The organism is Methylobacterium sp. GC_Met_3 (genome assembly GCF_026540775.1).
Classification (GTDB): Bacteria; Pseudomonadota; Alphaproteobacteria; order Rhizobiales; family Beijerinckiaceae; genus Methylobacterium.
Genome location: NZ_JALNUL010000007.1, coordinates 181,570 through 199,778, shown reverse-complemented (window position 1 = coordinate 199,778; position 18,209 = coordinate 181,570). Strand labels below are relative to the sequence as shown.

Sequence of the window (18,209 nt, the reverse complement as noted above, 5' to 3'; positions counted from 1 at the left end):
CCTTCCAAGGACGGCGTTTATATTATAAGAGGACATGCCCGCCAAGCGACCCAATGAAATATCAACCTTCGGTTTTCCAATCCACTGACAGTTAATCCAACGGTAGAGGATTCGATATTGCATACCGTCGCCGCCGTACTGGCAGACGAGCAAGGTGTTCCGGTAGCCGCCGGAGCGCGAGGCGCGCCCGCGCTGACGATTACCTGCGTGCATCAGGGTTTCGAGCTCTACGGATCGGACCGCAGCTTCATCGAGACGGTCCGCACCCTCCGTGCCGCCCATCCGTCCGCTCGGATCGACGTGATCCTGCCGCGCCATGGGCCGATCGTGCCGGCCTTGGAACCCTTCGCCAGCCGCGTCGTGATCGAGCCGCTGTGGATCCTGCGGCGCAAGAATTTGGCGCGGCGCTGCATCGTCGCCCCGTTTACCCTGCCGATCGCAGTTCTTCGCGCGCTCTGGCGGATTCGCGGCAGCGACCTCGTCTATATCAACACGACCGTGGTGGCTGATTACCTGCTCGCCGCGCGGCTTCTTCCCGGGCGGAGCATCGTCCACATCCACGAGATCCCGGAAGGCGCCGTGTTGAAGGTCCTGCGCGGGCTGATCCGCTGGAGCGGGGCCGACGTGGTGTTCAACTCGCACGCTACCGCCCGGGCCTACCCGCTGTCGGCGGGGGTCGGCGCCCAGGTGGTCTACAACGGCATCGCCGCACCGGCCGCGATGAGCCGGGGCGGGTATGACGGCAGCCGCCCGCTGCGGGTACTGATGCTGGGGCGCATCAGCCCGATCAAGGGACAGGACGTTCTGATCGAAGCCGTGGCCGCGCTGCCCGAGGCGCTGCGGCGGCGGATCGAACTGCGCATCGTCGGAAGCGCCTTCGAGGACGCGGCGCGCGAACGCGGCCTGGTGGAGCGGATCGCGGCAGCCGGCCTGTCGGAGCAGGTCACCCGCGAACCGTTCGTGGCCGATCCGGACGCCCTCTACCGTTGGGCCGACGTGGTGACCATGCCGTCGCAGCGCCCGGAATCCCTCGGCCGGGTGGCGATCGAGGCCATGGCGTACGGCGTTCCGCCGCTGGTGACGGCGGTCGGCGGGCTCCCGGAGGTCGTCGAAGACGGGCGGACGGGGTGGATCGTTCCGCCCGGCGGCCCCGAACCGATCACGCAGGCGCTCGCCGGCATGATCGGCGATCCGGCGGCTTGGCGCGGCTTCGGACAAGCGGCACGGGCGCGCTATGAGGCGCTGTTCTCGGAAGCGTCCGCGGCCGAGGGCATCGAGGCCGCGGTGCAGGCGACCCTGCGGCGAGCGGGGAGGCGAGGATGTCCGGTTGTCCCGGTCGGCTAAGCCGGGATGCGTGAAGGCATCAGGGGCGGAACAGGATCGAAGATCGCGTCGCATGGCGTTCAAGGTACCGATCCGTAATCAAAACCAATGTCCGACAGACGGTCTGTCAGGCAAAATAGTCCAAAGGCTACGCACTCTGTGTGGAGCGAGCCACCGACACTGACCTCGAACCGACAGTCTCCGAACGGTGCGCTGATGGATCGGGCTCGATCGGCCGAAGGGAACGCGTAGACATGGATGTGGCCGACTTCATCCAGCGGATCGCCGCGAAGCTCTCGGGTGAGAACCTGCTCGCCGCTGGCCTGCTGTTCGCGACGGCGCTGATCTGCGCCCTGATCGCCTATCTGCGCACGGCCGAAAAGTACTCGTTCGCCGAGTTCTTCGAATTTGCGCTACCGCGGGAGGTGATGACCCATCCCTCCGCTCGGGCGGACCTGCTGTTCTACGTCACCCGCAAGGCAATCATGCCGTTCCTGCTGATCCCGGCAGGCGTGATTTTCGTGGTCGCGGTCGGCTACGCCACCAACCGGGTGCTGGGCGCGCTGTTCGGGATCGATCAGCCGATCCTCGGCGAGCCCGGTCCGGTTACCGTGGTGGTATTCACCGCCACGATGCTGCTGGCCTACGATCTGTCCTACTACCTCTACCACACGGCCCAGCACCGCTACCCGTTCCTGTGGGAGCTCCATAAGGTCCACCACTCGGCCGAGGTGATGGTCGGGATCACCAAGGACCGCGTCCATCCGCTGGACGAGCTGATGAACCGCGCCTGGGACGGCGTGATCCCCGGGATCTGTTTTGGGATCTGGAGCCTGCTGGCGCTGAACCCGGTCGAGCTGACTGTGTTCGGCATCAACGTCTACATCATGCGCAACATCCTGATGATGGACTTCGTGCGTCACACCCATTTCAAGATTTCGTTCGGCCGGCTCAACACGATCATCCTGTGCCCGCACTGGCACCAGCTCCACCACTCCACGGCGCCGGAGCATTACGACAAGAATTTCGGCCTGCTGTTCTCGTTCTGGGACCGGGTGTTCGGTACCCTCTGCATCCCGAAGCCCAATGAGGATTTCAAGTTCGGCCTCGTCGACCGGGACGTCGCCGATTACCAGTCCCTGTCGGGGCTTTACGTGCTGCCGTTGAAGAAGATGGGCCGGCGGATCGCGCGACAGGTGCGACGCCTGCGCGGCGTGCCGGCCCAGCCGCGGTCGGGGGCCTGAGCATGGCGACCGAGCGTTTCGAGACCATCCGCACCGCCGGGCGGCTGGCGGAGGCCGGGCCCGCCTGGACGGCGCTGTGGAAGGCGAGCGGCGCGCTGGTCTTCCAGAGCCACGCCTGGGTTTCCGCGTGGTGGGCGAGCGCACCCGACCGGGAGCGCCGGGCGCTCGCCGTCGTGTTGGCGTGGCGGGGCGACGATATCATCGGCGTGCTGCCGCTCGCTACCGTGCGCCGGAAGGGGTTCCGCGTGCTCGAATGGGCCGCCAAGGACTGCTCGGATTTCGGCGATGCACTGCTCGCCGACCGGACCGACCGTGACCTCGTCCGGCGGATGTGGCTTTACGCCGGGCGGGCCGGCGGTTTCGATCTCGCCTATCTCAACCGGCTCCTGCCGGACGCGGTGGCTCGGACGCTGCTCCAGCCGGAGGGTGGCGGGGTTCGGCTGCACCTGAACCACCGCGACGAGGCGAATTGGCGGGTGCGCGGCTCGTGGACCACCGGACAGGCGTGGTTCGACGCGCAGTCGAAAAAGACCCGGCAGAACTACCGGCGCGGCCAGAAAGCCTTGCGCGAACGCGGCCCCCTCGTTTTCCGCCTGCTCGGACTGGACGAGCCCCTCGGGCCGGTGCTCGACCGGCTGACCACCTTCAAGCGGGCTTGGCTCGAGCGCCACGGCCTCGCCTCCACTGCCTTCTACGACGCGGGGTCCGAAGCGTTGCCCGTCATGGTCCAGGTACTCGCCGATGCAGGCTTGCTGCACGCCTTCGTGCTGGAATGCGGCGGCGCCGTTGTGGCCGTGTCGATCAACTTCGTCCAGGCCGGCGCGATGATGGCCTTCGTCACCACCTACGATCCGGAGGTCGAGCGCGCCTCGCCCGGCATGGTGCTGATGATGGACTACATTATGTGGTCGATTGATCGCGGGCTGCACACGGTGGATTTCCTCTGCGGTGACGAGGGTTTCAAGAGCCGGTTCGGCACCGAGGTCCTGACCCTGGCCTCGATGACGGGCGCGCGCACGCCGCAGGGCACGGCGGCGCAGCTCGTGGACCGGGCGCAGCACGCGTGGCGCCGACGCTTCGGCAAGCGAGCGGACGCGGCCGGGCAGGCCCCCGCGGCGGAGATCGCGGCCTGACCGTCGCGCTACGCTGCGCCGCCGAGGCCGTTCCGGATCGCCGCGACGCAGCGGGCGAGGTCGTCGTCGTTGACCCAGACATGGGGGCTCAGCCGCAGAGCCCCGGCGCGTTCGCTCGCGAAGACCCCGTCGCGGCGCAGGCCTTCGATAAATCCGGCAGGCAGCCCACCTGGCCGCCGCACTCCAAGAATGTGGGGCGCCCGCAGGTTTCGCGGTGCAATCTCGAGACCGAGCACATCGAGCGCATCCGCAAGCCGGTCCGTCAGCCCGCGCAGGCGAGCGGCGACGGCCGGCACGCCCCAGCTCGTGATCAGCTCCAGCCCGGCTGCGGCCATCGGGAGCGCCACGGGATCGTTGAGCTCGCCTCGATCGTAGCGCCGCGCGCCAACAGCCGCCGGGCGGTTGCCGACATGCTCGTCGAGCGCCGTGCCGTCCTGCCGGTGCGGCGCCGCGTACAGGAAGGCGAGGCCGTAGGGTCCCAGCGCCCATTTGTAGGTCGGGAACGCCAGGAAATCGGGCCGCCAGCGGGCCACATCCACCGGGATGGCACCGACCGCCTGCGTCGCATCGATCACCAGGGCCGCACCGGTCGCGTGGACTGCGGGCGCGAGGCGGTCGAGGTCGATCAGGCTTCCGTCGGTCCAGTGCAGCGGGGTCAGAGTGGCGAGCGCGAGCGGCGGTGCGCCCGGGCGCGCGATTGCGGCGAGCAGCGCGGCGGTCCAATCGCCATCCGGGGGACGCACGACCTCCTCCACGGTGAGCTCCTGTGCGGCAGCCAGCCGGTCGAAGGCGAAGCGCAGGGACGGAAATTCGTCGGCCACCCGCAGCAGGCGGCCGCCGGGGATCGGCACGAGGTTGCGCGCGGCTATTGCCATGGCGTGGCTGACTGCGCCGACGATCGCGGCATCGTCCGGCCCGGCTCCGATCAGCCGGGCCGCCGCGGCCCGAGCTCGCTCGACCTGAGCGGGAATTGCCTCACGCGGATGGTCCCAGGGTCGGCTCTTGGTCAGGAGGCCGGTCTCGCCGGCGGCGCGCACGCAAAGCGGCAGCGGCGACCACGCCGCCGCATCGAGGTAGCTGACCGCCTCCGGCACCTCGAACAGGTGGCGCTGGCAGGGAAGTTCCTGGGCGGTCGGCAGAGCGGGCTCGGGCATGGCGAACTGGATCGTAGCGGATCGGACCCGTGCGAGCGATGATTCGCGCCGTCGCCCGGGGCTTGATCGCGCGATCCCGATGTCGCAAGCCGGCCTACCACCGTCCGCGAGGCCGCCCCGTGCCGACCCGCCTGCCCCAGCCTGATCCCGTGCCATCATGGGTCGCCTGAGTTCCGACTGCTTCGAGACGCCGCCCGCACCCCTGCGGGTCGCCGATGCGGTGGCGCTGATCCGGGCTTGCCTTCCGGTGCTCGCCGGCATCGAGACCGTGCCGCTGGCGGGCGCAGACGGCCGGATTCTCGCCGAGGATCTGATCGCGCCCCTCGACCTGCCGCCTTTCGACAACGCCGCAGTGGACGGCTACGCCTTCCGGGCCGCCGATCTTGCCCCTGGAGCGGACAGCCTGCCCCTCGGCGGTCGGGTGCCGGCTGGCCATGCGCCGGCCGAAACCGGAATGGGCCGCGCGGTGCGGATCTTCACCGGGGCACCGATGCCCCCGGGCACCGATACCGTGGCCATGCAGGAGGACGTTCAACTCGACGGACAGATCGTGCGCCTGCCCGCGGAGCTCGCGCCGGGCGCCAATCGGCGTCGTGCCGGCGAGGACATCGCACGCGGCACCCGTGCGATCCCCGCCGGGACCCGGCTTGGGCCACGGCATCTGGCGCTCGCTGCCGCGCTCGGGCGCCCCGATCTGCGCCTGCGCGTACCCCTGCGGGTCGCGCTGTTCTCCACAGGCGACGAGCTGACGCCGCCGGGCGAGCCCTTGCCACCCGCCGGCATCCACGATGCCAACCGGCCGATGCTCGCCGCCCTGCTACGGCGGCTCGGCGCCGACCCCCACGATCTCGGCATCCTGCGCGATGTGCCCGGGCAGGTGCGCGACCGCCTCGCGGCGGCCGCTGCCGAGCACGACCTGATCCTGACCTCGGGGGGCGTCTCTGTCGGGGAGGAGGATCACGTCCGTGCCGCCGTTGAGGCCTCCGGGTCGCTCACGCTCTGGCGCCTCGCGATCAAGCCGGGCCGTCCGGTCGCGCTCGGAACGGTGGCGAGCACGCCATTCATCGGGCTGCCGGGCAACCCGGCCGCCGCCTACGTGACCGCGCTTGCGGTGCTCAAGCCCATGGTCCTGCATCTTTCCGGGACGGAGGATGCGACGCCGGCGCTCACCGTGCGCAGCGGTTTCGCCCTGCAGAAACGCGCCGGCCGGCGGGAATACCTGCGGGTGTGCCTGCGCCCCGGCGAGACCGGAATGGCCGAGGCCATTCTCGTGCCGGGGGGGGCGCTTACCGGCCTGTCGGCGAGCGACGGGCTGGTCGAACTCGGCGAGGACCTGACGGAGATTCGCCCAGGCGATGCACTGCCGTACCGGCCGCATGGGGATCTCGGCTGAGCGTATCGGGTAGCGTCATGCGGCACCCCGGCCCACGGTATCGACCATCACGTCGACACTGTGCATCGGGCATATATACTCCCCGTATAGACTCGGAGGCGGACATGACACGAACGCGGGTCTTTCGCTCCGGAAACAGTCAAGCGGTTCGGATCCTGACAGATTTTCAGCTGCAGGGTCCTGAGGTCGAGATCTATCGGCGGGGCGACGAGGTCGTCCTGCGCGAGGTTCAGGACCGTGATCTATCCGCAGCCTTCGCGCTCCTGACGGAACTGCCGATCGACAATCTCGCCCGGGACGATGGGCCACCACAGGACCGCAACACTCCGTGACCCCGCGCTACATGCTGGACACGAACATTTGCATCCACATCCGCCGCGCGAGGCCGCGGCAGGTGTTGGAGCGGTTCCAGGTGCTTCAGCCAGGCGAGGTCGTGATGTCGCCGATCACCCTGGGCGAACTTCTGTTCGGTATCGAGAAGATCCGGGAGACTCCGGTGCGAGGCGGCGCGACGCGCGCTCACCGATCTTGCACAGCTCATCCCGGCAGTGCCCTTCGACGAGTCGGTCGCCGCACGGTATGCGCTGTTCCGTGCGAAGCTCCAGAAGGTCGGTCTGATGATCGTGAACAACGACCTCTGGATCGCCGCTCACGCCCCTGCACGGGATGTGACGCTGGTGACCAACAATACGCGCGAGTTCGACCGGCTGAAGCCGGATCTTCGCGTTGAGAACTGGGTCGAAGGGGCAGCGGGCGTACCCGCGTGACGCTGCCATAGCGGAAAGCGGCCGGTCGCACGGCCCGGATTTGCATTCACGGCAGCGGGACTTCGCGGTCGGGAGCCTGTACAGCGACCGCTCGTTCGAATCGTCACCTGCCCGAGATCCCGTGCCCCTGCTTGCAGACCGCGCCCCCGCCAAGGTCAACCTGACGCTCCACATCCTCGGGCGGCGGGCGGATGACGGCTACCACGCGTTGGAGAGCCTTGTGGCCTTCGCTGGCACCGCCGACCGACTGACCCTCGATCCCACCGCGCCCCTCGGGCTGACCGTTTCGGGTCCGACCGCCGGGCCGGCCGGTCCCACCGGCGACAACCTCGTCCTGCGCGCGGCGCGCCACCTTGCGGCACGCGTGCCGGGTCTTCGCACGGGCGCCTTCCACCTGACCAAGCGCCTCCCGGTGGCGGCCGGAATTGGCGGGGGCTCGTCCGACGCCGCCGCGGCGTTGCGCCTGCTTGCGCGTCTCAACGGACTGTCGCGCGACGACGCGGCCGTCGTCGCGGCGGCGCGGGAGACGGGGGCCGACGTGCCGGTCTGCCTGGATCCGCGGGCTCGGATGATGCGCGGCGTCGGCGAGCAGATCGGTGCGCCGCTCGATCTCGCACCGCTGCCTGCGGTGCTGATCAATCCCGGCGTCCCGGTGCCGACGGCGCCGGTGTTCAAGGCGCTGGGCCTCGCCGTCGGGCAGAGCCTGCCTGGGGCGGAGCATCCCGTGATCGGCCTGGGGCTCGGCGGCGACGCCCTCGTGGCGGCCATCGGTCCGGCGCGCAACGATCTGGAGCCGCCGGCCCTCACGGTGGCGCCGGTGATCGGGACCGTTCTGGCGGCCCTGCGCAACCAAGGCTGTCGGCTCGCGCGGATGTCGGGCTCCGGCGCGACGGTGTTCGCGCTGTACGCCGATCGGCGCGGGGCGGTGCGGGCGGCCGCGAGCCTGCGCGCTGCCCATCCGGATTGGTGGGTGGCGCCGACCTTCCTGCGCTGAGCCCCGCCGGGTTCAGGCCGGCTCCGCCGCGTAGACTGTGACGACGCCGCCTGCATCCGGCACGATCACGCGCCAGCGCTTTGCATGCGGCAAGTCCCCGGGATCGATCACGCTCGCGACACCGCTGACGACATCAAAGGTTGCCAAGCCCCCGGACGCGTCGCGGCCGCACAGATAGGCGTTGCCGTCTCCGAGATGGAGTGCCGCGGGAACGCTGTCTGCCGGGCCGAAAGCGATGTCGCCGATCGCGCCGCAGGGCGCCAGGACGGCGCCCTGCAATTCGAGGACATCGATGCCGGTGGCGAGACCGGACAGGATGGGCAGATCGCCGTTGCCGCTGCGTCGGTTGAGCAGCAGCGCCTCCCGCCGTCCCGCCCGGATGACGATGAGGGCGAGGTCCGGCCCATCGGCACCGGTCGCGAGATAGCAGGCGCCTGGCTTGAGTCGATCCAGGCCGATCGTCCGCCCGGGGATCCGAATCTCCAAACTCATGCTCCTGATCCCGTGCGGTGCTCACCCCGGCGTCTCCGGAAGAACGCGCGGCGCTCGGCTTCGGCCCGCACCACGGTCGCGCGCACCTGCAGCAGGTCCTTGCGGGTCAGTAAGCCGACCAAGCGTCCGCTTTGTGGGTCGGTGACCGGCAGGCGGCCCTGCCCGGCCGAGAGCATCACGTCGAGCGCGTGCGAAATGACGTCGCCCGGATGGACGATCGCGAGGTCGGCATCGGAAACGCGCTCGCCGAGTGTCTCCGCCAGAGGGTCGGTGTCCTGCTGCTCCAGAGTCCAGCGCAGCGCATCGCTGCGCGACACCAGACCTACCGTCCGGCCTACCGCGTCGACGACAGGGTAGGCATGATGCACGCCCGCCTCGATGGCGGCCAGCGCTTCCGGTATTGAAAGATTGGCGTCGAGGGTCGCGACGAAGCGGGTCATCACTGCCTCGACCCGGGTGAGATCGTAGGGATCGATCCCGTATTCCCGGGTGATGTGCTGGCCGCGCCGGGCGATCTTCTCCGTGAGGATCGACCGCTTGAGGAGCAAAACGGTCACCGCGTAGGCCGCCACGGTCGCGGCAAGCAGCGGCCCCAGGGCGGCGACGTCGCCCGTCACCTCGACCGCGAAGACCACGCCGGTCAGCGGTGCCGGCAGCGTGCCACCGAGCATCGCGGCCATGCCGATCAGCGCCCAGAATCCGTGCGCCCCCGGCAACAGGAGGCCGATCAGCCATCCCACCGCCCCGCCCAGGATCAGCAGGGGCGCGAGCACGCCCCCGGAGGTGCCCGACGACAGGGCGGCGAGCCAGATCACTGCCTTGACCACCAGGATCGTCACGACCGCGCCGGCCAGCATATGCCCGGACAGCAGGTCGTGGATGACATCGTAGCCGACGCCGAGTGCCCGGGGCTCGACGAGGCCACCGAAACCCACCACGACGGCGCCGAGCGCCGGCCACCACATCCAGTGCAGCGGGATCTTGCCGAACCCGTCCTCCAGAGCATACAGCGCCCGGGTCAGAACGCCCGAGATCAAGCCGGAGGCGAGGCCCAGAACTGCGCAGGCCGGCAGGCCCCACCAGGGCAGCGCCGGGTTGTCGGCGAAGGGAAACAGCGGGCCCGCCCCGAACAAGGCCGGCCGCCAGCAGGCCGCCGTCACCGCCCCGACCGTGACCGGGACGAGGCTGCGCGGGCGCCACTCGAACAGCAGCACCTCGACCGCCAGCAGCACGGCCGCCACCGGCGTCCCGAAGATCGCCGTCATGCCGGCGGCGGCGCCTGCCACCAGCAGCGTCTTCCGCTCGGCGGCGCTGAGGTGGAAGAACTGGGCGAACAGCGAGCCGACTGCGCCCCCCGTGACGATGATCGGCCCCTCGGCGCCGAACGGTCCGCCGGTGCCGATGGCAACCGCGGACGAGAGCGGCTTAAGCACCGCGACCTTGGGCGACATCCGGCTGCCGCCGATCAGAATCGCCTCCATGGCCTCCGGGATGCCGTGCCCGCGGATCTTCTCGGAGCCGTAACGCGCCATGGCGCCGACGATCAGGGCGCCGATCACCGGGATCGCCACTATCCACGGGCCCGGAGCGGCGTCGGCGAGGGAGGTCAGGGCCGTGTCGAAGCGGCCGTACCACGCGACATTGGTGACGAAGCCGATCAGCGTGAGCAGGATCCAGGCGGTGCCGCTCGCTGCCGTGCCGGTGACGATCGCCATCCCGGCCAGGATCACCACGCGCCGATCGGCGCTGAAATCGCCCAGCGCCCGACGATGCGGCCCGCGCCCGCCACGCTCGATCTCCAGCCCGCCCTCCATCAAGGCCTCCTCTTCCGTCACCCCGTCATATATATCGTAATACGATACATCTAGGCGCGGATCTACGGGTGGGCGGAACGGACGAGCGTCGTTCGGCATGGGACGCGCAGGGGTGCGTTAGGATACGGGGGCCCTGGAAGCTGGGGTATTGCTATGGACGCCGATGCATTGGGCGCCGAGACATTGTCATCGGAGCAATATGCGGCTCTGGCGGATTTCCGGTTCCGCCTCCGGCGCTTCCTGGCCTTCAGCGAGGCGGCCGCGGGCCGGGCTGGGCTGCCGCCGCAGCAGCATCAGGCCCTGCTCACCCTTGCCGGGCATGTTGGGCGCAACCCGGCCACCGTTGGCTTGCTGGCGGAGCAATTGCTCATCGCGCCCCACAGCGCCGCCGAACTGGTCGCCCGCATGGTCGAGGCCGGGCTCTTGAGCAAGACACGGGCTGCCGAGGACCGGCGCCGGAGCGAGCTTGCGCTCACCCCCCGCGCCGAGGCGCTGCTGCGGACCTTGACGGCAGCGCATCTGGGAGAGCTGCGCGGATTGGCACCCGCGCTGACCGAGGCGCTCGCATCCGCGGCGCGTTGACGCAGGGCATGTCCGTCCGGCCGACCTTTCTGGTCGTTCTGCCAGGGCGCCGATTGCGCCGCATACTGTCTTTCGCCAATCCGGCAGACCCGATCAATCGATCGGAAACGCTCTGACGCGCCGCCTCAGCGCGCCCGCGCCACGCAGAACTCGATGGCCCCGTTGAGCGCCGCTTTCACCTGACCGTCCGGAAAGATATCGAGGGCCGCCCGGGCCTCGGCGCCGTACTGGTGGGCACGGGCCACCGTTTCCTCAAGGGCGCCGTGGCGCTGGAGCAGGTCGAGGGCCGTCTCCAGATCGCCGTCGCGAATCTCGCCCTGCTGAAGGGTCCGCCGCCAGAAGCCGCGCTCGCCCTCGCTGCCCCGGCGATAGGCAAGCACGATCGGCAGCGTGATCTTGCCCTCGCGAAAATCGTCGCCGACGTTCTTGCCGAGTTCGGCCGAGGTGCCGCCGTAATCGAGCACGTCGTCGATCAACTGGAAGGCGATGCCGAGGCTCATGCCGTAGGCGCGCGCCGCCGCCTGCTCTGCCTCGGGGCGTGCTGCAAGGACGGGCCCGACTTCGCAGGCGGCCGCGAACAACTCGGCGGTCTTGCCGCGGATCACCGCGAGGTAGGCGGCCTCATCGGTTTCCAGATTCTTGGCGTTGGTGAGCTGCATCACCTCGCCCTCGGCGATCACCGTGGCGGCGGCCGAGAGGATGTCGAGCGCCTTCAGGGAGCCGACCTCCACCATCATCCGGAAGGCCTGGCCGAGCAGGAAGTCGCCCACCAGCACCGAGGCCTCGTTGCCCCACTTGATCCGGGCGGCGACCCGGCCACGGCGCATGTCGCTCTCGTCCACAACGTCGTCGTGCAGGAGCGTGGCGGTGTGCATGAACTCGACGCTGGCGGCGAGCTTCACGTCGCCGTCCGTGTCGCCCGCGTAGCCGCAGAGCTTGGCGCAGGCGAGGGTCAGGATCGGGCGCAGGCGCTTGCCGCCGGAGGCGATCAGGTGGTTCGCCACCTCCGGGATCATCGTCACCTCGGAGCCCGTCCGCGACAGGATCGTGGTGTTGACCCGCGCCATGCCGTCGGCCACCAGCGCGACGAGGTCGTTCAACCCCGCCTCGATCTCAGGCTTCGGGTTCTCGATGGAGAGGGCCATACCCAAGATGCGTGACCTCCAGACCGGTTCCGCCCCGGGCGGAGGGCGATCCCTTCGCACGGGCCTCGCGGCGCCGCAACATCGGCTCCCCTGCGATATGGGTCGCCGGGAGCGCAGTGCCGACGCGGCGAAACCGCCGGCCCTTGGGGGACTCTGATGGTCGAGCTGATCCGGGCCAACGATGTCGTGCTGATCGGGTTCGCCCGCACGATCCTCGAAGCGGCCGAGATCCCGGTCCTCGTGGCCGACAGCCAGATGAGCCTGATGGAGGGGTCGATCGGCATGTTCGGGCAGCGGCTGCTGGTGCCGCGCGATTACGAGGCCCAGGCGCGGCGCCTGCTCAAGGATGCCGGCCTCGCCCACGAGCTGCGCCAGCCGTGACGGAGGCGCCGGATGCCTTCCTGGGCGGGAGCCTGCGGTTGCATCAGCCCGCGCGCGGAGCACACCGGGCGGGGACCGACGCGGTGCTGCTGGCGCGCCTCCTTATCCCGGCCCCCGAGGATCGACTGTGCGATGTCGGAGCCGCAACCGGAGCCGTCGGGCTCGGCTGCGCCGCGATGGTGCCCGGCCTTCGACCGACCCTGGTCGAGCGCGATCCCGATCTTGCTGCACAGGCTCGGACGAACGCCGCGCTGAACGGGATCGATGCCCGCGTGATCGAAGCCAACGTGCTCGCCCCCGCGACAGAACGCCGCGCAGCCGGTCTGCTGCCGGACAGTTTCGACGTGGTGTTGACGAACCCCCCGTTCTTCACGGTCGGCCATCACCGGGTTTCACCGCATCCTGGCCGGGCTACGGCGCATAGTTTTGCCGGTGAGGCCTCCAGTGAGACGCTGGACGTTTGGATCCGCACCTGCACGGCGATCCTGCGACCCGGCGGGCGGCTTGGGCTGATCCATCGGGCCGACGCTCTCGCCGAATGCCTGCAAACCCTTCGCGGCCGGTATGGCGATCTGGCGATCCGTCCGGTCCATCCCCGCGCCGAGGCGCCGGCGATCCGGATCCTGATCAGCGCCGTCAAGGGAAGCCGCGCCCCGCTGCGTTTGCAGCCACCCTTAATTCTGCACGGACCGGACGGCGCCTTCACGCGGGAGGCCGCCGAACTTCACGGGGCGCCGCCGCGCTGCTGACCCGACCGGTCACGCCGCCAGGGCGGCGGGCTCCTCGTCCCCGATCCCCAGGAAGCGCTCGACTTCCGGAAGATCCGCGAAGGCCAGGAATTCCGGGCGGAGCGGCGCCGGCAGGCCCTCGAAGTTCAGGCCGGGGAACGTGTCGGGATGCGGGTAAAGCTGCCAGGCGGCGCCGGGCTCCACCGGCGGGAACAGGATTGCGACCTTCTCGTCGCCCAGCCGAACGATCCGGGAGGGGCTGTACGACAGGGTCTCGATGCTCCAGCTTTGGTGGCTGTGTCCGCGGGCCTTCATGGTGCGGCGGCGCGTCGCGCGATGCATGGCGGTCTCCTTGGGTGAAGGGATACGGGTCAGGCGGCGCTGCGGCGGCCGGGGCGCTTCGGCCAGCCGAGCGCCACGAGGCGTGCCTTGGCGTAATCGCGGACCTCGTCGCGGGTGCCGGGCGGCATCGCGGCGAGGATCGTCTGGGTGGCGCCATCCAGCATCAGGTCGGTGACCGCGTTGATCGTCCCGGCCTCGTCGATCCGGCGCTTGAGGTCGCCCTCCGCCTCGGTGACCTCGTCGAAGGCGGGCGCCTCCTCGAAATCCTCGTCGACGGCCCGGATCGGGAGCTGGTGGGCGCGGAACTCGTCGGCCTCCTCCTCCGAGTAGACGAGACCGTGCAACTCGATGAGCTTGAGGATCACGCGATCTTTCCCGCGTTTCTCCGCCATGGCGTAGACGTAGGCCGCCTGCTTGCCGGACACGCGGTAGTTCACGTTGACCAGCGCCTCGCCCATCGACCACTCGACCCGCTCCGTCCCGGGCTTCGTGCCGGGCAGACGGCCAGTGACGAGCATCACCGCCTCGTCGCGCTCGGCACGGATGACCGTTGGCGGCTCGAACACGATCCCGGCTTGGGCGGCGATCCGCTCCAGCGTCTTGTGGTAGATGACGGCCGTCCCCTGAACCCGCCAGACGTTGCCCCCGAAGGGTTCGCCGTAGCGGACGAGGATGTCGGAGATCTGCTTGTCGGCGGTGCGCATGCGGGGCTCGTTCCGGGAGGATCAGGCCGCGTCGTCCACAGCTTTCTCAGGCGACGCTCTTTTGTTCTCTTTTTGTTCGTATCTATATGCGTGATCGTCCCGCCGCTTGCAAGGTCGGGACGTGAAAAGCCATGGCCTGGGGGGCGTGCGATGGATGCGCCTCATCATCGCCCGCGCGTCTCGGCGCCGGGGGTTAGGAGGAACGCGAAGCCGTATGAGGCTGGAGGCCAATCCACGTTGAGTGCCATTTCAGCTCCTGCAGATGCCCTGTCCATCACCCGAGCCCTTGCCAGCCCGAAGCGACCACATTTCAGCGACCAGACAGACTGCGCCGACGACCCGCATTGTTGCTGCACCGCACCCTAGGGTAGACCGGCAATCACGATGTCCGAGACAGCAGCCGCGATGACGCCTTCCCTCTGGACCCGCCTGTCGAATCCCAGCCATTTCATGCGCTGGTCGGGAGCGTTGGTGCCGTGGCTTACGGTCCTATCGCTCGCTGTGCTGGCCGTCGGCCTGTATCAGACCTTCTTCGTCGTGCCGCCCGATTACCAGCAGGGCGAGACTGTGCGGATCATGTACATCCATGTCCCGGCGGCATGGCTCGGCGTGTTCTTCTACGGAGCCATGAGCGTGTCGGCGATCGGCTCCCTGGTCTGGCGCCATCCGCTGGCCGACGTGGCCCAGCGCGCGGCGGCGCCGATCGGCGCGGCCTTCACGCTGATCTGCCTCGTGACCGGCTCCCTGTGGGGCAAGCCGATGTGGGGGACCTATTGGGTCTGGGACGCGCGGCTGACCTCGATGCTGATCCTGCTGCTGATCTATTGCGGCATCATCGCCCTTTGGCGCACGCTGGAGGATCCGAACCGCGCCGCCCGCGCGGTCGCGATCCTGACGCTGGTCGGCGCCGTGAACCTGCCGATCATCAAGTTCTCGGTGAACTGGTGGTCGACCCTGCACCAGCCGGCCTCGATCCTACGCATGGGCGGCTCGACCATCGACCCTTCGATGCTCTACCCGCTGCTCATCATGATCGGCGCCGCGACGCTCGGCGGCACCACGCTGCATCTCTACGCGATGCGCACCGAGATCATGCGGCGCCGGGTCCGGACGCTGACCATCCGCGAGGCCGAGCGCCTGGATCGCGTTCAGCCCCGCATCACGCCGCAGCCCTCGACCGGGCTGCCGGTGGGCCAACCGGTTTAGGATCGGCACGATGGATCTCGGGTCTCACGGCGGCTTCATCCTGGTGGCCTACGCCTTCACCGCGCTGGTGATGGTCGCGCTGGTTGGCAACGCGATCCGCGACCGGAGGGCGCAGCTACGGGCGCTCAAGGGTTTCGGTGAGGACCGCCGATGACCAACCTGCATGACGACGTGACCGAGCGGCCGCTTCCGGTTCGCCGCTCCCTGCTGCTGATCGTGCCGGCGCTCGCCTTCGTGCTGCTCGCCGCCGTATTCTTCCTGCGCCTGCGCTCCGGGGTCGACCCGGCCGCACTGCCCTCGGCGATGATCGGCAAGCCCGTGCCGAGCTTCGACCTGCCGGCCGTGCCGGGGCTGACCGCGGCCGGGGCTCCCGTGCCGGGGCTGTCGAGCGCCGAGCTGAAGGGGCAGATCACGGTGATCAACGTGTTCGCCTCGTGGTGCGCGCCCTGCCAGGTCGAGCACCCGATGCTGATGCGGCTAGCCAAGGAGCCCGGCATCCGGCTCGTCGGCATCGACTACAAGGAGCCGAACCCGGAGGCCGGGCAGCGCTTCCTCGCCCGGCACGGCGTACCGTTCAGCGCCGTCGGCGCCGATGCGAGCGGGCGCGCGGCGATCGATTTCGGTGTCTACGGCGTGCCCGAGACCTTCATCGTCGGGCCGGACGGGGTGATCCGCGACAAGCTCGTCGGCATCCTCACGCCCGATAACTTTGCGAGCGTGCTCACGCGGATCCGGGCCGCCGGCAAGGTCGCGGCGGCCCAGTAGGGCTCACGCCTCCGGCTGCGGCGCCTTGTTCTCGTAGCGGGAGAGCAGCGGGGTCTGCGCCAGGGCGAACAGCACGGTGATCGGCATGATGCCGAACACCTTGAAGTTGACCCAGAAATCCTCGGTCTGCGTCCGCCACACGATCTCGTTCAGCGCCGCCAGCACGAAGAAGAACAGGCCCCAGCGGAAGGTCAGCTTGCGCCAGCCTTCCTCGGTGAGGCTGAACATCGAATCGAGCACCACCGACAGGAGCGGCCGTCCGAAGGCGAGGCCGCCGAGCAGGATGGTGCCGAACAGGGCGTTCACGATGGTCGGCTTGACCATGATGAAGGTCTTGTCCTGCAGCGCCACGGTCAGCCCGCCGAAGACGATCACGACCGCGCCCGACACCAGCGGCATGATCGGCAGGCGCCGCATCAGCACGTAGTGGATCGCCAGCGCCACCACGGTCGCCGCGATGAACAGGCCGGTGGCCACGAACAGCTTCTGGTCGGGGGCGACGCCGAATTTTTCCGAGTACGCATTCCCAAGAAAGAACAGGACCAGCGGGCCGAGTTCGAGCGCCAGCTTCATCAGCGGCGGCAGGTGGCGGCGCGGAGGGACGGATTCGATCTGCATGCGCGTCAGTTGGCTCGGATGCGGCACCCGCGGGACGTGCAGGGGCCGGACTGGATTCGTGGGGTGTGTGGAACGCGGCGCGCGCGTTGTCCATCACGATCAAGACTGCCGGGATCGCCCACCTCGGCCCGCCCGGCGCCGGACGGTCTCAGGCGCGCCCGCGGAGCGGCGCTTTCGGGAACAAGACGATCAGCATCAGGGCGAATTTCGCCAGAAGCGTGGTCTTGCCCGCCAGCCCCTCGAAGGTGTTGACCAGGATCACGAAGGCGAGGATCGGCAGCCAGACGCCGTGCCGGCAGACGCGCGCGACCTCGGCGAGGTACAAGCCCACCGCGACCACGAGGAGCGTCGTCATCAGGATGCCCTGGTAGAGCAGGGTCGAGAGGATCGAGTTCTCGATGCCCCATTCCAGCCCGTAGATCCGCCGTAGAGTGGTGACCTGCTGGAGATCCGGGCCGAGCAGCAGCTCCCGGAACGGGATCGCGCGGAAGATTTCCAGCATGTCGACCCGGGCCTGCGCGCTGCCGCCGTCGGAGGCAAATCGGTCCAGCAAGGTGTCGAAAAAGCCAAGCGCCGCCAGCACCGCCACCGCGACCGGCACCAGCGTCAGCGCAAAGCAGGCGCAGGCCGCACCGATCAGCGGAATCCGCCCGCTCCGCAGGACGCGCCCAAGTGCAACGAGCCCGACTGCGCCGCCGAGAATAAGCGTAATCACGATGGCGGAGCGCCCGCCGAACGTCACCAGCGCCACGAGCTGCAGGGCGATCATCCCGGTGCGCAGGGCCGGCCCCAGCCGGCCACCGCCCGCGGCGAGCGCCAGGATGTAGCAGGCCGTGACGGTCGCGTTGCTGAGCGGGTGGCCCTGCAAGGCCGCCGAGCGCGTGTCCCAGTCGAAATCCGCGCCGTCGAGGCGGAACGGGAAGAAGCGCTGGCCGCTGGCGAGCTCGTAGAGGCCGAGCAGCGCATTGGCGAGCATCACCAGATGGAACACGATCTCGATCCGCCCGAGGGTCTCCGCGTCGCGATCGAGCAGCAGGATCGGCAGGAGGCCCGCCAGCACGAAGGTATCAATCGAGCCCGCGAGCCCGGTCCCGCCGCGAGTTGCGATCAGGGCGAGGAGCAGCACGCCACAGACGGAGAGCAGCACGCTGGCGGGCCGGCGGTTCAGAGCCTGCGCCACGGGAATCACCGGATTGCCAGCGCGCAGCAGCGTCCAGCCGAACAGCGCGACCGCGAGGTAGGTCGCCGGGTGGATCTTGGAGGCGGCCGAGCCGGTGAGCCCGTCATAGTTGAGCCCGAACACCCACAGCAGGCCCCCCGAGACACCGACGAGGAGCGCCGCCCACAGGACGAAGACCAGGGACTCGGCACGGGCGATTACGCCGCGCCGTGATGTGCCCGCCCGCAGCGGCGCGATTCGCTCG

General features: G+C 69.3%; 20 protein-coding genes and 2 pseudogenes. 14 read left to right on the top strand and 8 right to left on the bottom strand.

What is annotated here, in order from left to right; genetic code table 11:
• The first annotated feature begins 207 nt into the window (after positions 1–207).
• From OXS27_RS12570 to OXS27_RS12560, 3 genes are all read left to right on the top strand, one after another.
• Positions 208–1,344 (top strand): glycosyltransferase family 4 protein, encoded by a 1,137-nt coding sequence (locus tag OXS27_RS12570; protein WP_346733012.1) that lies wholly within the window; start codon positions 208–210, stop codon positions 1,342–1,344.
• A 233-nt stretch (positions 1,345–1,577) separates the two neighbouring features.
• On the top strand, positions 1,578–2,567 hold the full coding sequence (locus OXS27_RS12565) for a sterol desaturase family protein (RefSeq protein ID WP_267356470.1): 990 nt from the start codon (positions 1,578–1,580) through the stop codon (positions 2,565–2,567).
• A gap of 2 nt (positions 2,568–2,569) precedes the next feature.
• The gene (locus OXS27_RS12560; RefSeq protein ID WP_267356469.1) at positions 2,570–3,700 is read left to right on the top strand and encodes a GNAT family N-acetyltransferase; all 1,131 of its coding nucleotides are present in this window, start codon (positions 2,570–2,572) and stop codon (positions 3,698–3,700) included.
• 8 nt (positions 3,701–3,708) lie between these two features.
• On the opposite strand, the gene OXS27_RS12555 is transcribed toward OXS27_RS12560, so the two are convergent.
• Positions 3,709–4,854 carry an aminotransferase class V-fold PLP-dependent enzyme gene (locus tag OXS27_RS12555; protein WP_267356468.1) on the bottom strand — a complete coding sequence of 382 codons (1,146 nt, stop codon included), beginning with the start codon at positions 4,852–4,854 and terminating at the stop codon, positions 3,709–3,711.
• 157 nt (positions 4,855–5,011) lie between these two features.
• Between OXS27_RS12555 and glp the strand changes: the two genes are divergently transcribed.
• The 5 genes and pseudogenes from glp (at position 5,012) to OXS27_RS12530 (ending at position 8,008) form a co-directional block, all read left to right on the top strand.
• Entirely contained in the window at positions 5,012–6,247 is a 1,236-nt protein-coding gene (gene glp / locus OXS27_RS12550; RefSeq protein ID WP_267356467.1) for a gephyrin-like molybdotransferase Glp, read from the top strand.
• A 104-nt stretch (positions 6,248–6,351) separates the two neighbouring features.
• Positions 6,352–6,579 (top strand): AbrB/MazE/SpoVT family DNA-binding domain-containing protein, encoded by a 228-nt coding sequence (locus OXS27_RS12545; protein ID WP_267356466.1) that lies wholly within the window; start codon positions 6,352–6,354, stop codon positions 6,577–6,579.
• An 11-nt stretch (positions 6,580–6,590) separates the two neighbouring features.
• Positions 6,591–6,677, top strand: a pseudogene (locus OXS27_RS12540) (VapC toxin family PIN domain ribonuclease); the annotation flags it as partial.
• Positions 6,678–6,768: 91 nt separating this feature from the next.
• A pseudogene (locus OXS27_RS12535) lies at positions 6,769–7,014 on the top strand (PIN domain-containing protein); the annotation flags it as partial.
• A 121-nt stretch (positions 7,015–7,135) separates the two neighbouring features.
• Positions 7,136–8,008, top strand: a complete 873-nt coding sequence (locus OXS27_RS12530) for a 4-(cytidine 5'-diphospho)-2-C-methyl-D-erythritol kinase (RefSeq protein WP_267356465.1) — start codon at positions 7,136–7,138, stop codon at positions 8,006–8,008.
• Between the two features lie 12 nt (positions 8,009–8,020).
• On the opposite strand, the gene OXS27_RS12525 is transcribed toward OXS27_RS12530, so the two are convergent.
• Both OXS27_RS12525 and OXS27_RS12520 read right to left on the bottom strand, forming a co-directional pair.
• Positions 8,021–8,500 (bottom strand): hypothetical protein, encoded by a 480-nt coding sequence (locus OXS27_RS12525; RefSeq protein WP_267356464.1) that lies wholly within the window; start codon positions 8,498–8,500, stop codon positions 8,021–8,023.
• Positions 8,497–10,314 carry a chloride channel protein gene (locus tag OXS27_RS12520; protein ID WP_267356494.1) on the bottom strand — a complete coding sequence of 606 codons (1,818 nt, stop codon included), beginning with the start codon at positions 10,312–10,314 and terminating at the stop codon, positions 8,497–8,499. The genes OXS27_RS12525 and OXS27_RS12520 overlap by 4 nt, the downstream gene beginning before the upstream one ends.
• Before the next feature lie 153 nt (positions 10,315–10,467).
• Here OXS27_RS12520 and OXS27_RS12515 point away from each other — a divergent pair, with 153 nt between their 5' ends.
• Positions 10,468–10,896: a helix-turn-helix domain-containing protein gene (locus OXS27_RS12515; RefSeq protein WP_267356463.1), complete on the top strand. Its 429-nt coding sequence runs from the start codon at positions 10,468–10,470 to the stop codon at positions 10,894–10,896.
• Between the two features lie 125 nt (positions 10,897–11,021).
• Here the strand turns inward: OXS27_RS12515 and OXS27_RS12510 are convergent, their stop codons facing one another.
• Positions 11,022–12,041: a polyprenyl synthetase family protein gene (locus OXS27_RS12510; protein WP_267356493.1), complete on the bottom strand. Its 1,020-nt coding sequence runs from the start codon at positions 12,039–12,041 to the stop codon at positions 11,022–11,024.
• Positions 12,042–12,197: 156 nt separating this feature from the next.
• Between OXS27_RS12510 and OXS27_RS12505 the strand changes: the two genes are divergently transcribed.
• On the top strand, positions 12,198–12,422 hold the full coding sequence (locus OXS27_RS12505; RefSeq protein WP_267356462.1) for a DUF2007 domain-containing protein: 225 nt from the start codon (positions 12,198–12,200) through the stop codon (positions 12,420–12,422).
• Complete coding sequence (locus OXS27_RS12500; RefSeq protein WP_267356461.1) at positions 12,419–13,171, top strand: methyltransferase; 753 nt, start codon at positions 12,419–12,421, stop codon at positions 13,169–13,171. The genes OXS27_RS12505 and OXS27_RS12500 overlap by 4 nt, the downstream gene beginning before the upstream one ends.
• 9 nt (positions 13,172–13,180) lie before the next feature.
• On the opposite strand, the gene OXS27_RS12495 is transcribed toward OXS27_RS12500, so the two are convergent.
• Positions 13,181–13,492, bottom strand: coding sequence for a hypothetical protein (locus OXS27_RS12495; protein ID WP_243916187.1), 312 nt, complete (start codon positions 13,490–13,492; stop codon positions 13,181–13,183).
• A gap of 29 nt (positions 13,493–13,521) precedes the next feature.
• Positions 13,522–14,196, bottom strand: a complete 675-nt coding sequence (locus OXS27_RS12490) for a trna delta -isopentenylpyrophosphate transferase (protein ID WP_267356460.1) — start codon at positions 14,194–14,196, stop codon at positions 13,522–13,524.
• A 405-nt stretch (positions 14,197–14,601) separates the two neighbouring features.
• Here OXS27_RS12490 and OXS27_RS12485 point away from each other — a divergent pair, with 405 nt between their 5' ends.
• Genes OXS27_RS12485 through OXS27_RS12475 form a run of 3 tightly spaced genes read left to right on the top strand, consistent with a single transcriptional unit; the run spans position 14,602 to position 16,167 of the window.
• A complete protein-coding gene (locus OXS27_RS12485) occupies positions 14,602–15,402 on the top strand; it encodes a heme ABC transporter permease (RefSeq protein ID WP_267356459.1) in 801 nt (266 codons plus the stop codon).
• 10 nt (positions 15,403–15,412) lie between these two features.
• Positions 15,413–15,556 (top strand): heme exporter protein CcmD, encoded by a 144-nt coding sequence (ccmD, locus tag OXS27_RS12480; protein ID WP_243916184.1) that lies wholly within the window; start codon positions 15,413–15,415, stop codon positions 15,554–15,556.
• Positions 15,553–16,167 carry a DsbE family thiol:disulfide interchange protein gene (locus OXS27_RS12475; protein ID WP_243916183.1) on the top strand — a complete coding sequence of 205 codons (615 nt, stop codon included), beginning with the start codon at positions 15,553–15,555 and terminating at the stop codon, positions 16,165–16,167. Before ccmD ends, OXS27_RS12475 begins: the two co-directional genes overlap by 4 nt.
• Before the next feature lie 3 nt (positions 16,168–16,170).
• Here OXS27_RS12475 and OXS27_RS12470 read toward each other — a convergent pair whose 3' ends face one another.
• Both OXS27_RS12470 and OXS27_RS12465 read right to left on the bottom strand, forming a co-directional pair.
• Positions 16,171–16,785: a septation protein A gene (locus tag OXS27_RS12470; RefSeq protein ID WP_243916182.1), complete on the bottom strand. Its 615-nt coding sequence runs from the start codon at positions 16,783–16,785 to the stop codon at positions 16,171–16,173.
• Positions 16,786–16,933: 148 nt separating this feature from the next.
• On the bottom strand, positions 16,934–18,202 hold the full coding sequence (locus tag OXS27_RS12465; protein WP_267356492.1) for a VpsF family polysaccharide biosynthesis protein: 1,269 nt from the start codon (positions 18,200–18,202) through the stop codon (positions 16,934–16,936).
• Positions 18,203–18,209: the final 7 nt, after the last annotated feature.

Bases quoted from the DNA above. Each gene is read 5' to 3' on its own strand.
- OXS27_RS12520 (WP_267356494.1), bottom strand. From the start codon at position 10,314: ATGGAGGGCGGGCTGGAGATCGAGCGTGGCGGGCGCGGGCCGCATCGT.
- OXS27_RS12485 (WP_267356459.1), top strand. From the start codon at position 14,602: ATGACGCCTTCCCTCTGGACCCGCCTGTCGAATCCCAGCCATTTCATG.
- OXS27_RS12505 (WP_267356462.1), top strand. From the start codon at position 12,198: ATGGTCGAGCTGATCCGGGCCAACGATGTCGTGCTGATCGGGTTCGCC.
- OXS27_RS12555 (WP_267356468.1), bottom strand. From the start codon at position 4,854: ATGCCCGAGCCCGCTCTGCCGACCGCCCAGGAACTTCCCTGCCAGCGC.
- OXS27_RS12545 (WP_267356466.1), top strand. From the start codon at position 6,352: ATGACACGAACGCGGGTCTTTCGCTCCGGAAACAGTCAAGCGGTTCGG.
- OXS27_RS12470 (WP_243916182.1), bottom strand. From the start codon at position 16,785: ATGCAGATCGAATCCGTCCCTCCGCGCCGCCACCTGCCGCCGCTGATG.
- OXS27_RS12525 (WP_267356464.1), bottom strand. From the start codon at position 8,500: ATGAGTTTGGAGATTCGGATCCCCGGGCGGACGATCGGCCTGGATCGA.
- OXS27_RS12565 (WP_267356470.1), top strand. From the start codon at position 1,578: ATGGATGTGGCCGACTTCATCCAGCGGATCGCCGCGAAGCTCTCGGGT.
- OXS27_RS12475 (WP_243916183.1), top strand. From the start codon at position 15,553: ATGACCAACCTGCATGACGACGTGACCGAGCGGCCGCTTCCGGTTCGC.
- glp (WP_267356467.1), top strand. From the start codon at position 5,012: ATGGGTCGCCTGAGTTCCGACTGCTTCGAGACGCCGCCCGCACCCCTG.
- OXS27_RS12560 (WP_267356469.1), top strand. From the start codon at position 2,570: ATGGCGACCGAGCGTTTCGAGACCATCCGCACCGCCGGGCGGCTGGCG.
- OXS27_RS12510 (WP_267356493.1), bottom strand. From the start codon at position 12,041: ATGGCCCTCTCCATCGAGAACCCGAAGCCTGAGATCGAGGCGGGGTTG.
- ccmD (WP_243916184.1), top strand. From the start codon at position 15,413: ATGGATCTCGGGTCTCACGGCGGCTTCATCCTGGTGGCCTACGCCTTC.
- OXS27_RS12495 (WP_243916187.1), bottom strand. From the start codon at position 13,492: ATGCATCGCGCGACGCGCCGCCGCACCATGAAGGCCCGCGGACACAGC.
- OXS27_RS12490 (WP_267356460.1), bottom strand. From the start codon at position 14,196: ATGCGCACCGCCGACAAGCAGATCTCCGACATCCTCGTCCGCTACGGC.
- OXS27_RS12515 (WP_267356463.1), top strand. From the start codon at position 10,468: ATGGACGCCGATGCATTGGGCGCCGAGACATTGTCATCGGAGCAATAT.